14 protein-coding genes are annotated in these 12,871 nt (G+C 67.9%); 4 read left to right on the top strand and 10 right to left on the bottom strand.

Annotated features, from left to right (window positions below):
* Window positions 1-12 precede the first annotated feature (12 nt).
* From ACTWQR_RS29440 to ACTWQR_RS29410, 7 genes are all read right to left on the bottom strand, one after another.
* Window positions 13-1,617, bottom strand: coding sequence for a hypothetical protein (locus ACTWQR_RS29440; protein ID WP_443230222.1), 1,605 nt, complete (start codon window positions 1,615-1,617; stop codon window positions 13-15).
* Window positions 1,618-1,806: 189 nt separating this feature from the next.
* Complete coding sequence (locus ACTWQR_RS29435; protein ID WP_443230221.1) at window positions 1,807-2,238, bottom strand: hypothetical protein; 432 nt, start codon at window positions 2,236-2,238, stop codon at window positions 1,807-1,809.
* 62 nt (window positions 2,239-2,300) lie between these two features.
* A complete protein-coding gene (locus ACTWQR_RS29430; protein ID WP_443230220.1) occupies window positions 2,301-3,470 on the bottom strand; it encodes a DUF2637 domain-containing protein in 1,170 nt (389 codons plus the stop codon).
* 154 nt (window positions 3,471-3,624) lie between these two features.
* Window positions 3,625-4,443, bottom strand: coding sequence for an ATP-binding protein (locus ACTWQR_RS29425; RefSeq protein ID WP_443230219.1), 819 nt, complete (start codon window positions 4,441-4,443; stop codon window positions 3,625-3,627).
* A gap of 11 nt (window positions 4,444-4,454) precedes the next feature.
* Window positions 4,455-5,474, bottom strand: a complete 1,020-nt coding sequence (locus ACTWQR_RS29420) for a hypothetical protein (protein ID WP_443230218.1) — start codon at window positions 5,472-5,474, stop codon at window positions 4,455-4,457.
* 59 nt (window positions 5,475-5,533) lie between these two features.
* Complete coding sequence (locus ACTWQR_RS29415; RefSeq protein ID WP_443230217.1) at window positions 5,534-5,818, bottom strand: hypothetical protein; 285 nt, start codon at window positions 5,816-5,818, stop codon at window positions 5,534-5,536.
* A 58-nt stretch (window positions 5,819-5,876) separates the two neighbouring features.
* A complete protein-coding gene (locus tag ACTWQR_RS29410) occupies window positions 5,877-6,479 on the bottom strand; it encodes a hypothetical protein (protein ID WP_443230216.1) in 603 nt (200 codons plus the stop codon).
* Between the two features lie 430 nt (window positions 6,480-6,909).
* Here ACTWQR_RS29410 and ACTWQR_RS29405 point away from each other — a divergent pair, with 430 nt between their 5' ends.
* The 4 genes from ACTWQR_RS29405 to ACTWQR_RS29390 all read left to right on the top strand — a co-directional run bounded on the left by ACTWQR_RS29405 (window position 6,910) and on the right by ACTWQR_RS29390 (window position 9,861).
* Window positions 6,910-7,545, top strand: coding sequence for a ParB N-terminal domain-containing protein (locus ACTWQR_RS29405; RefSeq protein WP_443230215.1), 636 nt, complete (start codon window positions 6,910-6,912; stop codon window positions 7,543-7,545).
* A gap of 20 nt (window positions 7,546-7,565) precedes the next feature.
* Complete coding sequence (locus tag ACTWQR_RS29400) at window positions 7,566-8,210, top strand: hypothetical protein (RefSeq protein WP_443230214.1); 645 nt, start codon at window positions 7,566-7,568, stop codon at window positions 8,208-8,210.
* Between the two features lie 84 nt (window positions 8,211-8,294).
* Window positions 8,295-9,350, top strand: coding sequence for a peptidoglycan-binding protein (locus tag ACTWQR_RS29395; protein WP_443230213.1), 1,056 nt, complete (start codon window positions 8,295-8,297; stop codon window positions 9,348-9,350).
* A 55-nt stretch (window positions 9,351-9,405) separates the two neighbouring features.
* Window positions 9,406-9,861, top strand: coding sequence for a single-stranded DNA-binding protein (locus tag ACTWQR_RS29390; RefSeq protein ID WP_443230212.1), 456 nt, complete (start codon window positions 9,406-9,408; stop codon window positions 9,859-9,861).
* A 51-nt stretch (window positions 9,862-9,912) separates the two neighbouring features.
* Here the strand turns inward: ACTWQR_RS29390 and ACTWQR_RS29385 are convergent, their stop codons facing one another.
* The 3 genes from ACTWQR_RS29385 to ACTWQR_RS29375 are packed head-to-tail and all read right to left on the bottom strand — an operon-like array spanning window position 9,913 to window position 12,590.
* Window positions 9,913-11,511 (bottom strand): hypothetical protein, encoded by a 1,599-nt coding sequence (locus ACTWQR_RS29385; RefSeq protein WP_443230211.1) that lies wholly within the window; start codon window positions 11,509-11,511, stop codon window positions 9,913-9,915.
* 40 nt (window positions 11,512-11,551) lie between these two features.
* Window positions 11,552-11,938 (bottom strand): hypothetical protein, encoded by a 387-nt coding sequence (locus ACTWQR_RS29380; protein WP_443230210.1) that lies wholly within the window; start codon window positions 11,936-11,938, stop codon window positions 11,552-11,554.
* Complete coding sequence (locus tag ACTWQR_RS29375; RefSeq protein ID WP_443230209.1) at window positions 11,922-12,590, bottom strand: RNA polymerase sigma factor; 669 nt, start codon at window positions 12,588-12,590, stop codon at window positions 11,922-11,924. The genes ACTWQR_RS29380 and ACTWQR_RS29375 overlap by 17 nt, the downstream gene beginning before the upstream one ends.
* Window positions 12,591-12,871 lie beyond the last annotated feature (281 nt).

Below are 12,871 nucleotides of genomic sequence, written 5' to 3'. Positions count from 1 at the left end.
CACGTCACTTCACTACCCCGCGGGCACGCCCGCGAAGTACGAGGCGAACCGCTGCTGGATCTGCGGGTCGACGGTCACTTCCCGGTAGTAGGCTGCGAGCTCCGTCTGCCCCTCCTGCTCGAGCTGGGCGATGATCGCGGGCCGGTGCTTCTGGAGGTAGTCCCGGAGAACGGTCATGGGCGGATCGCCCTCCTCGGAGATCGGCCCGAGGTGCTCACCCACAGTCATCATCCTGATCCGGGCCTGGACGTCAGCCTCGGCGTTGAGTGCCTTGAGCGCACGGTCCTCGTTCGACCTTTTGCGGATCTTCCGGGCCGCGGGCGGAGGAGCAGCGGGGACGTCCTGCGGCTCCTCGGCGGCGCTGGTGTCCTCCGGAGATTCGCCCGGCGGTGGATCCTCTGCCTCCGGGTCCGGCGGCGGGGGCGGGGTGCCTTCCGATTCCACAGGAGGTTCCGAGGACACCGGTATATCGCTGTCTTCGGGTGAAGGGTCCGGTTCTTCGTTCTCCTGGTGCGCACGCGTTTGGTCTTGGCGCTCAGGTTCGGCCGACTGGGCAGGGCTGGGGCCGGTCTGCTCAGACGCGCTCCCTTCGGCCTGCTTGCGCTTACTGGCCTCTTCCTTGACGTACTCCAGGGACCTGGTGATCAGGGCGTCCGCGTCCATTTCGCCCCACAGCTTGGTCGTGGTGCGGACTTGCGCCAGAGTGCGCTTGCCCCAGTATTCGCGGACGTCGTGCAGGCACGCTTCGGGGTCGCTCTCATTGGTGAGGGCCTGGTGGATCAGCTCCACGGCTTGTGGTCCCGTCAAGCCAGGGTGCTGCGCGGGAGCGGGCGGGGCTGGCTGCTGCTGGAGGCGCTGTTCGTTGAGGTACGCCCAAGGCCGGGACTCAGTCGATTGGCGAGTAGGGGCAGAATCCTCGTAGCCCATCTTCCTCAGCAGGTGGTCGATCCCGGCGAACCGGTACTGTCGGCCCGCCTCCAGCGTGTACTCCATGGTGTGCACGCCCGTGACGTAGCCTTCGCCGATCCCGTGGAGTTCAACGACTGCGTCGACGGCCGCTGAGAGGTTCTTCTCGGCCTTGAGGCGGCGTGTGGTGTGTCGGGTGGGCTTGTCGTTCTCGTAGGCGGTGACGACCTCTTGGCGCGCCACCATGACGACTGGGCCAGGGTGCTGGCGCAGGAGCCACAGCACCTCACCCCATCGGTCTTTCGCATTGACCCACAGGTCTCGGTCCTCGTCGACGTAGGGGTCATCGAGTCGGGCGGTGCGACGGCCGTTGGCCTGGGCCCGGCGCTCGGCGCGCTTGCGGGAGACCAGAGCGACCTCGTCACAGAGCATGTCCCACAGGGCACTGCTGTCGTCGAAGACGATCATGTTGCGCTTGCCGTTGTGCGGTGGCTGGGCGGACGCCCAGCGAATCGCGTCGCAGATGTCCGCGTGCGATCCGTCGTGCTCCGCGATCTCGTAGCGAGCGCCGGGGATACGGCCGTAGTAGTCGGCGGTGTTGGACGAGCCACCCACCTGGATCCAGTACGACATGCCGACCAAATCGGATGCTGTGCCCGCCGCTGCCTCGTGGCTGCGACCGCTCTTGTCCGTACCGGCGATGAGGATCATGGGCGGGCTCGGTTTGCCAGTCGGCTTCCGGGATCTGCGGTCATGCAAAGGCGTGGTGGTACCAGGCATCTGGGTGTTCCCTCACTTCGTGGTTCCCCGGGTTGCTCTCCCGCGGAGGATGCAACGGCAGAGGGCTTAACCTCTCGCCATTGCCATCGGCTTACTATTCTACCCGCCTGGTCGGGTAGCTCAATGCCTGTTCAGCAGATCCGCGACAGGAGTAGAGAGCTCCGGGTCCTGGTCCTCGCGGTGACGGCCGTACCACTTGTCAAGGGCGGGGTACCCCTCGGCCGCCCGTTCCAGTTCCTCTTCGGACTTGGAGCTCCACTCGGCGACGTCCTCGGCGAACTCCCGCTCCACGGTGCCCGGGTCCCGTCGGCCGAGGGCTTCGGTGATCTCATCCCAGGACGCACCCGCCAGGACCTCGGCGAGCACAACCAGGTCGACGACCTCGTTGGCCACCTGTCGCAAGCGGCGGGCCTTCTCAATGCGCTGCGGCGAACTGGTGGCCGTCGCTGTGTCCGCGAGCAGGAGCCGGGCGAGGTCGGACAGGTCACGGGCAGCACGGGCGGTGGCGATCCGGGCCAGGATCTCCGGTGTCATGTGGAAAGGTCCGATCATGCAGGTGGCGGGCACCCTAGGCAGGGAGCCCGCCACTTCGGTACGGGTAGAGGCAGGATGCCTTACGGGCCGGCCGGCGTCAGCGCCTGGTTGAACAGGACGAAGACGTCGTCGAGAGTGGCCTTGTCCGGGATGATGATGCCCTTCGTGGCGGCGTAGGTCTCGATGAGCCGGCCGCGAACCTTACGGCCTTCCCCTTGGGACTTACCGAGAACCAGCCCGATTGCCCTACCAGTCAGAGGCCCGTTGAACACCTCCCGACGCCCGTTGTCGATAACGTCCTTGATGATCTCGTACAGCTCACCCTCGGTACTCCACTGTGGGATGCCGGCCTGCGCCTGCGGAGGCGCGGTGTGCGTGATACGGCGCGGCCTTTTGACGGCTGGCAGAACGGACGAAGTCGGGGGCGTAACCGAGGCGGGCACGGCGGTCAACGTCGGGGGCGGAAGCACGGACTGCTTAGGCGCCGGGGCGAAGATGCCCGTTGGCTCGATGCCCGCCGCCAGCAGACCAGCAGGGGCCGTCTCGGCGAGCGGGACGCCGGCGTTGGCGAGTTGCAGCGGCAGCAGCGACGCCACCGGTGCCTTCCTGCGCCACACCCGCCCGAACCGGCCGCGGAGCAGCGCCTGGTAGACGATTCGCTCCTGCTCGAGCAGAAGGGCCGAGTCATACGACTTCTCCTCCCACAACTGCATGCGACGCCAGAGCAGGAACGTGGGCAGCGGGGAGAGCATCCAGCGTGCCCACCGAACCTTTTCCATCCGGCGACCGCGCCCAGTGGCCGCACCTATACGGACGGCGTAGATGTGCGCGGCGATCTCAGAGACCGCGACCCAGAGCAGGGACATGGCCCCGTGGGAGACCCTGGACCACAAGGAGTTGCCGGACGCGACGTTCAGCGCGCAGGTGATCAGGCTCAGGGCCCAGGGAACGAGCCGCGCCCACCACAGCGGCATGTCCATACGGATGAGAAAGAGGTACGCCCCGGTGAAGACGGGGATAGCCGAGTCGATGGCGGTGGGCAGTACCCACGGGTCGGTGAAGCCCCAGGACGCGGCCGCCTTGGACACGGCGTCGAACGAGGCGTAGAAGCCGAGGCCTCCGACGGCAGCCCCGCCCAGCGCGGTCAGGCCGGCGCCGAAGCGCTCCCGACGGCTGAGCGGCGGTACGCCTGAGTCGTCGAGAGCCTTCAGCTTCTCGTCCGTGTCGGAGCCGGGGGACAGACGTTTCAAGACACCTTTCCTCTCGTTCGGGTCTCCCCGGTCGGCGTATGCTCATAGCCTTCCGGGTCGATTAAACGATATAGCGTCTTTCACCTCTTGCGCCGCTGTTGGCAACTCACGCCACTTCAGCAACCGGGACACGCAGGGATATTCGACTCCCTGATCACCAGTCCAGTGGCTGCGCCGGCTTCCGCCTGTCCGGGCCGACGATCTTCGCCACGTGTGCCGAGGACTCGAGCCGGGACAGCAATCGCTCTCCCAGGATGTCCACGACGCCCATTGCCTGGCTTCCCGGCTGCCTGCGGCTGCGCAGGTTCGTGGTGTACGCCGTGGGTCTTCCGGCCGCGATCCGGGCGTCGATCAGGTCGACGGTCTCCTTCCGAGCGAACTCGGTGGCTGTCACGTCCATTTCGCCGCACAACTCGTCGAGGACCAGCAGGTCGCACTCGACGAATCTCTTCCGGACCTCCCAGGCCTTCATGTTGTGCGGCGCCGAGTCTGGGCGACGCCACGTCAGGTACGTTGCGTGCTTCACGAACAGCGTCCATAGCCCGCGCTCCGCGGCCTCGTTCCCCAGTGAGATCGCCGCAGCGGTCTTCCCGCTGCCGATGTTCCCCGGGAGGATCATGTTCAGGGTCTCCGGCCGGGCGTCCAACTTCTTGGCCTCGATCAGGGAGTCGAGCCAACGCTGCAGCGTCCTCGGCTTCTGCGCCTCATCGAGGTGATCGATGCGGAATGGCAGATAGTCATCGTGGGCGGCGTCGATGATGCTGTTGCGCCACATGTTCTGTCGTGCGCGGGCCTGCGGCACGGCCACGTCCTCCCATAGTCCGTCTTCTGGTTCCGGCTGGGGCGGCACGCCGAGTTGGGACATATCCGCGCCGTTGTTCTTCAGCACGGTCAAGAGGTGGGCGCTCAGATCGCCGAGCGCGTTCATACCGCGGCCCGGCGCGGTCGTCGGGGTATCCGCGGTGACCGACATCGTGGCGCTCCTTACGGTCGTACGAGGACGCCGAAGGTGGCGTCGTCAGAGTCGTTGGTGCTGCTGGGCGTGGTGGACGACGGATTCGTGTCGTCGCCCCAGGTGTTCGCGTCGTTGTACGGCACGCTGCGGGATCCGTTGAACCTGGGCCGGTCGATGTGGACCCCTGCCGCCGCGGCGCACGCGTCCTCGAACTGCTGCTGACTTGGGAACGCCCGCTTCGTGGTCTCGAGGGCGGTAGCGACCGTGCCGCGGTCGTATCCCGCCATGAGGGCGTTGCGGACCAGGGTCCTGACACCGTGGTAGGCGCGGCTCTTGTTGCCGACGAACCGTGGGATCTTCCCCTCGTCGATCAGCTCGTAGACGCGGCCCTTCTTGGCTGGCTGCCCGTCCTTCTCCGGGGTGCCCCACCACCATTGCGCTCCTGCCGTCGCCCCCTCGTCGAGAGCGGCCTTCTCTTTGGCCTTCTCGTCGGCGGCGGCCGCCTTCTCCTCCGCCTCGGCCGCCTTCTCCTCGGGGGTCTTGCGGGGCTTACGGGTGCGGGCAGGCTTCTCCGGCGGCGCGGCCGCGGGCTCCTCGCCGTCGACCGCGGGCTTCTCCGCCGGCTCGAACTCCTGGTCGGCCGGGGGCTCCTCGTTGTAGGGGTCCGTCTCGAACCCATCGCTGCCGCGGCTGCCGTCGGGATACTCGACGAAGAACGTGCCGTCCTCCTGCTCGACCACCGGGACGGCTGGATCCTTCTGGGTGCTGAATATCTCGTGATCCTTGATCCACTGGTCCACGGGAAACTCAGACACCGCCGTGCCCATGACGACCTTGCCGTTGAGCAGTCGGCGCCGCTCGAGGCGGTAGTGGCCCTCAGCGGCAAGCAGGCGCAGCGAGGTCCGTATCGCTTCACGTCCCTCGCGCCCTTCGCCCTTGGAGAGTTGGTCGGACCGGACCTGCCACCCTTCTTTCTGATCAAGAAGGTAGGTCAGCAACCCAAGCGCGCGGTAGCTCAGGCGCGTGTTGCGGACGGTCGTCGACTCCACGTGAACGTAGTAGGGGCGACGCCGGTTGTGACGGACCGCCGTGGGACTGGGCAGGCGGCTCATTCAGCGGCCTCGCTGGTGTTGTCGTCGGTCAGCCGGAAGTACGTGCGGTGCGTCCGGCGGCTGGTGGTCCGGCTGAGGGCCATGCGCCGCTTCCTCTCCGTCATGCCCGCGGTGCGCAGTTCAGTGAGGGCGCTGCGCACTTCATGGGAATTCAGTCCGAGGCTGGTGTAGATGGACGTCACGTCGACCCACTCACCGTCGGGGTGCAGGGCGAGTTGGAAGAGAACGCGGTGCGCGCGGTCGGAGAGCTTCGAGGTGTGGGCGGGCGCGGTGGTGGTCATGGTCTTGGTCCCTGGGGAGAAGGGTCCGGCCGCAGGGACCGGACCCGGGCGGCCGTCGTCACTCGCTCGCGCCGGGTTGCGCTTTGGGCAGCAACTCCGGTGTCTCCCGCAGCAGTTCGTTGAGCCGACCGCGCTTGTACGCTGCCAAGAGCACGCCCTTGCCGATCGGCTGCCCCTTGAATTTCTTCCAGGTCCAGGTGACGGTACCGGTGGGCTTCCCGCCCGGCACGTACTTGATCCCCGGGATTTCCTCGCCGGTCCGTGAGTCGAAGATGGTGCCCGTCTCCGGGTTCCGGTGGGCGTAGGCGAGGACCGCGTCCACGAACGCGGGCTTCGCCGTGATGACGATGTCGATCTCGCCCTTGTCTTCCGCGTATTCGTCAAACTTGGCCTGGTCCTCGATCTCGAACCGGTCCTTCGTGAGGTTGACCTTGTAGTGGCCGACCTCCTCGCCGTCGATCTCCACGACGAGACTCGGCTGCTTCGTCGCCTCGAACCCCTGGATGAGAGGGTCGCGCGGGGCGTCCTTCCGCGGCTTGATGACTTCTCTCTGGTGATCTTCCATAGCGCGGGCGAGCGCGCCGATCAGCGCGAGAGACGTCAAGGGGAGGCCAGTGGTCTCCTCGCCCTGGTTGCCGTCGTCGGCGACGTCATTCGACATCGGGGTGTTCCTCTCTGCCCCCGGACGCCGTGGCCCAGGGTGTTGGTCCTCCCGGGCGGGGTGTCTCGGGACGTCGCATGGAGGTACGTCGCCGGCCGATTCTTGTTACACCTAGGCCCAGGTAGCTGGGTTGCTCTCCCAGCCGATCCGAATAGTACACCCAGGCAAATCGCTTGGGTAGGACGCGACGTTAACGGTGCGTCCCCCTAACTTCCTTGCGGCTCTGCGGCATTCGGCGACGTCACCGAAAGCGGCAGGGCTCCGGCTCCGCCCCATCCGGAACGAGGGCGGAACCGGCCCGGCGGCGGGTGAGGGTCGGCCATGACGGCATCGCCCTGCTTGCGAGGCGGGGCGCCGCGGTTGAAGTCCGCGGGCTCGCAGCTCTCCCCCGCTGCCGGACACCAACGCATGGGAGAGGACCGCACCAGCCGTGACCGAGACGATCGCCAGGCCCCCACGCTTCATCACCTACGTGCCGCTCACCGACCTGACACCAGCGGCTCGTAACCCCAAGCGGCACGAACTCGAACTCATCATCGCGTCGATCGACATGCACGGCCTGGTGGAGATCCCGGTCGTCGACGAGCGCACCCAGCAGACCCTCCACGGCCACGGCCGCCGTGAGTCTCTGATCGAGATGCAGTCCCGCGGCATGCGCGCGCCGAGCGGCATCGTCATCGACGAGGACGGCGGCTGGCTCGTCCCCGTCCTGCGCGGCTGGTCGTCGAGGAACGACGCCGAAGCCGAGGCCCTGGCCATCAAGCTGAACAGGCTCCCCGGTGAGGGCGGATGGGATCCGCGCGAACTCGCGGAGGTCCTCGAGGATCTGGCCACGAACGAGGCGGAGCTGTTCGACTCCCTGGCCATCCCCCACGAGGAGATCGACAAGATGCTCGGCCAGGTCGACCCCGAGACCCTGCCCGGCGGCGGCCGCACGGACGAGACGCCCCTGCTGCACCTGCCCGACGACGGAGAGCACGGCGACGACCTCAGTCCCGACGACGAAGGCCGCGTCCCGCACACGACCTGCCCGGCCTGCGGGCACATGTTCAAGTCCAGCCGCTGACCCGCTCTCCGAGGAACACCATGTCCACCCGACGCAAGGCACGCCGGCCACAGGGCCACAGCGGTCGCCCACGCCTGCTCTCCGAAGAAGTCGAGGCGCGCCTCGTCGGCGCGTCGCGCACGGGCGTTGCTGTCGAGCTGGCCGCCGAGATGGCCGGGGTCTCCCGCTCGAGCTTCCTGGCGTGGATGGCCCGCGGCCGCGCCGAGATCGAGGCCCGCGAGGCAGGCGAGAAGCCGAACCCGGACGAGGAGGAGTACGCGGCCCTGTACGAGAAGGTCCGCACGGCCCGCGCCACGGCGGCCGCGCGCGCCATGATGAACATCCGCCGGGTCGCCGACGGCGGCATCGTCACCAAGGTCACCACCCGACGGTTCCGGGACTCCGTGACGGGCGAGATCGTCGAGGAGACCGTGGAAGACCGCACGTCGCCCGACTGGCGCGCCGATGCGTGGTACCTCGAGCGGCAGCACCGCGAGCACTACGGCAAGGACGCGATCGTCGCCGTCGAGATCACCGGCCTGGGCGACATCGCGGTCGGCCCGGACGACCAGGCCGTCGACCTGTCCGCGCTCGCCGAGCGCCTGGACCGCAGCCTGTTCTCAGTCGAGTACCCGCCGGAGCTCGGAGACGGCAGTGTCGTGGACGCCGAGGTCCTCGACGAGTAGGCCGCAGGGCAGCACGCGACGTTAACCACCCACGCCCTGCACGGTGCCCTCCACTGATCACCCGAAACGGAGGGCACCACCCCCATGACCACGATCATTTCCCGCGCCACCTGGGGCGCAAAGCCGTGGAACGGCACCCCGGCGTCCGTCTCCCTGAGCAAGCGCACCGAGTTCTTCGTGCACTACGACGGCGGCGCGCACATCACCCGCACCGGCTACGCGATCATGCGCGCCATCGAGGCGGAGCACCTGGGCAACGGCTGGAGCGGCGTCGGCTACAACTTCGTCGTCGACCAGGCCGGCAACATCTACGAAGGCCGCGGCTGGGGCCTGCAGGGCGCCCACTGCCCCGACCACAACGTGGCTGGCATCGGCGTCCAGATCGCCATCGGCGGCGACCAACAGCCCAGCGCGAAGGCCCTGGCCGCGTGCCGCGCGCTGTACGAGGAGGCGTGCAAGAAGACCGGCCGCACCCTGGCCAAGAAGGGTCACCGCGACGGGTATGCGACCGCCTGCCCCGGCACCAAGCTGTACGCCTGGGTGAAGGCGGGCATGCCCGCCGGCGACTACGCGCCCGCCCCGAACCCGGGCGGCTCCCTCCCGGGCGGCGGCTCGAGCTCCGAGGTCTCCCGCGCCCAGGTCACCATCAACGGCCTGGTCTACGGCTACGGCGCCAAGGGCGACCATGTCGCCAAGGTCGGCCAGGCCCTGGTGAGGAAGGGGTTCGGCAAGCACTACACCTCGGGCCCCGGCCCCACCTGGACGGACGCCGACACCAAGAACTACCAGGACTTCCAGGAGTCCCTCGGCTACAGCGGCGCGGACGCGGACGGCGTCCCCGGCGAGATGTCCCTCAAGGAGCTGCTGGGCACCCTGCCCGGCAAGGTCACCGCGAAGCCCGCCCCGCCGTTTCCCGGCGTCGACAAGTTCGGCCCCGGCAAGAACAACACGTCCATCACCCTGCTCGGGCAGCAGCTCGTCCGGAAGGGCTATGGCAAGCACTACACCTCGGGTCCGGGCCCGAAGTGGTCGGAGGCGGACCGCCTGAACGTGCGCGACTTCCAGCGCGCACACCAGGAGCTCGCGGGCGACGCCGACGGCATCCCCGGCCCGAAGACCTGGACGATCCTGTTCTCCTGACCCCTCGGCCGGCCCGCACCCGCGCGGGCCGGCTCCGTCATGAAAGGCCCTGTCTGTGGCAGGCGAGACCGTCATCACCGTCGTCGGGAACCTGGTCGACGACCCCGAACTCCGCTTCACCCCCTCCGGCGCCGCAGTGGCCAAGTTCCGCGTCGCCTCCACGCCCCGCACCTTCGACCGGCAGACCAACGAATGGAAGGACGGCGAGAGCCTGTTCCTGACCTGCGCCGTGTGGCGACAGGCGGCCGAGAACGTCGCCGAGTCCCTGACCCGGGGCATGCGCGTCATCATTCAGGGGCGCCTCAAACAGCGCTCCTACGAGGACCGCGAGGGCGTCAAGCGCACGGTCTACGAGTTGGACGTCGAGGAGGTCGGCGCCAGCCTGCGTAACGCCACCGCGAAGGTGACCAAGACCGGGGGTAACGCGCAGCGCCCCGCCGCTGCAGCGCAGGGCCGTCCCACAGCCGACGACCCATGGACCGCGCCGCGCGGGGACGAACCGCCGTTCTGACCCGTGCACGCAGAAGGGGCCCGGACTGTTGTCCGGGCCCCTTCTGTTTGTTCAGGCGGCCGCGAACGTCCAGGCCGAGTCCAGGATCAGCAGGTCGTCCCCGCTCTGTCCCGTGACCGGGTCCGCGGATTCCGTCGGGGTCGGGTCCTCGGCGGTGTCTGCGGGCAGATCCACGGGGTCCGGAGTCTCCTCGACTGGGGCGGCGGTTCCCTCGTCGGACGGCGCCGGGCTCTCCGGGACGGCCGGAGTTTCCTCGCCCGGATCGGAGCCCTCGTCGGTCGGGGTCTCCCCCGCAGCCGGGGGCCCCGGGACGCCGGGCGGGTCCTCGACTGGATCGGGGGCCGGGAGTGTCGGAGGCTCGGGAGTTGACGTCGCTGGGGGCGTGGTCTGTTCCGGCTCTGTTGAATCAATCGGATCAGGTGTCGGCGTCGGGGGGTCGTCGGCGACCGGCTGGTCCGCAGAGGCCGGCGACGTCGTATTCGGCTGGGTCCCGTCGGTACTCTCGGCCGGTGCGGAAGGAGCGTCCCGGTCCTCGATGGGCACCACTGGGGGGTCCATGTGCGGGGTGTGCTCGGGCAGGGACACCACGGGCGGCTGATCGAGGCCAGCGGCGATTGCCACAATGTCGTCGCCGCCCGTATAGCGCGGAACGGTGGTTTGGACACCAAGCACGGCTTGCGCGGCCAGGAGAACGGGCTCATCGACCGGCGCGCTACGCGGTGAGTGCAGGATTGCCTCCACGTCCCGCTTGTCCAGCCCCAACGTGCCGAGGGTGAGCGCGGCCAAGCGAGGCGGGAGCGGCGTCGACGAGGCCATCATGTTCGGGGCCACCGACGGGTTTACCTCCGCGGCCTGGAGCAATTCCGTGTACTCCGACAGCCGCTCCTTGTCCGTGCCCCAGAGCACGTACCGGCCGGAACGGGAGAGGTTGGGGTACAGCTCGGTCGTACCGTCCTGCCGTGCCCACGTCTCTGCATAGTCTGCGTCTCCGAAGATCCTCAGCCCTATGCGCTCCGAACCGTACGAGAAGGTGAAGATCGTGCTGTCCGGCCCGGTGGCCGCCTTACTCGACATCACCATGCCGTCCGCGTCCGTACACTCCGCTTCGAGGTTGGCGATCGGCTTGCAGTCGATCTGCCCAGCATCGGAGAAGCCCATGAACTCGGGGCCGACGAACGGCTTCGCCGCGGGCTGCACAGTGGAGCCCGGCGACGGACTTGTGTCCGGTGCACTCGCGGTAGTTCCTGCTGGGCTGTCGGCGGTGACGTAGCCCAGCGCCCAACTCCCCGCGAGTGCAGGCGCCAGTGCAGCAGCGATGACCCACCGCTTCGCGCGGCCGCGCAAACGCACGGGCCGAAGAGGCTCGGGCGTGGGGGTGATGTCCAGGGGCAGAGCTGGCTTGACCGTCCCCAGCAGCTCCTCGAAGTCCTTGAACTCCGGGTACTCACGCACCAAGCGCTCCACCTGCTCTAACGGCAGATCCGGCAGTGCAGAACGCACTTGTCGTACGGCCGAGTTGAAGCTCTGCGGCTTCAGGAACAGGAGGCGCTCGCCTCCAACGTCGACGAGGCCCAGGTCAGTGAACTCGGCCTCGTCCTCGTCCTTGGGATTGAGGATGTGGATCCGGATGCGAGGCTGCGGCTCGGTCACGGCCGCCCCCAGCCGCCGGAGCCCCCAGATATTGCGCTGCTCAACTCTGGCGGTCTCTTTCCTTGCTGTTCAGGATCCGAGCGATGTGGTTGGCCGTCTTCTCGGCCCGCTCCGGGGTGATGTTTTCGATGTCCGTGAGAACGAGCTGCCCACCATCGGGCAGTTCCATCTCCACACGATGGATCTCCGGCTCGTCCAAGCCGTCGCCTGATCCGGCGTCCTCCCGCGTCTCCTGCGGGTTCTGGGTACGCGCGTACTCGCGGAGGAACGCCTCTCGGGCGGCGCGCACCCTCGAGGGGCTGCGCTGGTGGCCGGGCTGCAGCGCACCCGCGGCAGCCAGCATCTGGCGGGTGTCCTCATCGTGAGGGACGGGCCCGCCTTCCAGCGCCCCCTCCAAGCGCCCGCTCTGGTCAGCGCGTCGCGACATGCGCCCTCGCCTCTCGTGAATCAACCCGTGTTCCGACAACTCTATGTCTGCCCGCTGCCGCCGACAGCAGCTCTTCGACCAATTCCGAGGACGACTCGCCCGTCGGCATGACCGCAGCGAGCTTGCGCAGCGCTCGCACCGTGAGGGTACGGACAGCGCCGTCCGACTTCCCCATGATCTGCGCAGTCTGCCCCGGGGTGAGCCCGTCGAAGAATCGCAGGATCAGGACCTGCCGCTGCTCACTGCGCAATTTTTGCAGCTGTGTGGCAACGGCTTGGGCCAGTGCACGCCGTTCGGCGTACTCTTCCGGGTTCTGGTCGAAGCGCGGCCGGTCGAGCTCAAGGTGGTCGGCGTACAGCACTTCCGAGGGGCGCCGCTGCACCGAGCGTAGATAGTCGAGCGCGGTGTGCTTCGTGATCGTGCGCAGCCAGGCCAACAGGCTCGTCCCCGAGCGGTACTTGCTGATGTTCTGGGCGACCTTCAGCCACACTTCTTGGCTCAGGTCTTCTGCGACGTGCGCGTCCCGGATGTAGAACCGCACCCAGTGGTACACGGTGTCATTGAGCTCGTCGTACAACGCCGCCATGGCGTCAGCCCCGTCGTCTCCGCCTGCTACGGCGCGTGCGACCAAAGCCTCCAAAATGTCGGTCACGGCGTGATATCCCCCCAAGCCGGTCTGCGGTCATCAGCTACAGCGCCGCACTCGGAGCAACCTCCATGGTCTCCCCACCAATGGACGATCACGTTCCGATGCGGCTCCCGGGCAGCATAACCAATCCCTTACGGAACGCATCGAACAGATCAGCGATGCCGCGCGCCTTCACTGCCACGTGACGCAGGCATGTGCCATCTGCCACCCGACGTCCGCACGGCACGATCAGCGTGCCGCGCTCGCGGTGCACTGCCCGACGACCGCCACCACCCAACTGCCGC

The organism is Streptomyces sp. 2A115 (assembly GCF_052245575.1).
Taxonomy (GTDB): Bacteria; Actinomycetota; Actinomycetes; order Streptomycetales; family Streptomycetaceae; genus Streptomyces.
The sequence above is the reverse complement of the archived record's forward strand: the minus strand, read 5'-3'. Positions and strand labels throughout refer to the sequence as shown.

Bases quoted from the DNA above. Each gene is read 5' to 3' on its own strand.
- ACTWQR_RS29440 (WP_443230222.1), bottom strand. From the start codon at position 1,617: ATGATCCTCATCGCCGGTACGGACAAGAGCGGTCGCAGCCACGAGGCA.
- ACTWQR_RS29435 (WP_443230221.1), bottom strand. From the start codon at position 2,238: ATGATCGGACCTTTCCACATGACACCGGAGATCCTGGCCCGGATCGCC.
- ACTWQR_RS29425 (WP_443230219.1), bottom strand. From the start codon at position 4,443: ATGTCGGTCACCGCGGATACCCCGACGACCGCGCCGGGCCGCGGTATG.
- ACTWQR_RS29415 (WP_443230217.1), bottom strand. From the start codon at position 5,818: ATGACCACCACCGCGCCCGCCCACACCTCGAAGCTCTCCGACCGCGCG.
- ACTWQR_RS29410 (WP_443230216.1), bottom strand. From the start codon at position 6,479: ATGTCGAATGACGTCGCCGACGACGGCAACCAGGGCGAGGAGACCACT.
- ACTWQR_RS29400 (WP_443230214.1), top strand. From the start codon at position 7,566: ATGTCCACCCGACGCAAGGCACGCCGGCCACAGGGCCACAGCGGTCGC.
- ACTWQR_RS29395 (WP_443230213.1), top strand. From the start codon at position 8,295: ATGACCACGATCATTTCCCGCGCCACCTGGGGCGCAAAGCCGTGGAAC.
- ACTWQR_RS29380 (WP_443230210.1), bottom strand. From the start codon at position 11,938: ATGTCGCGACGCGCTGACCAGAGCGGGCGCTTGGAGGGGGCGCTGGAA.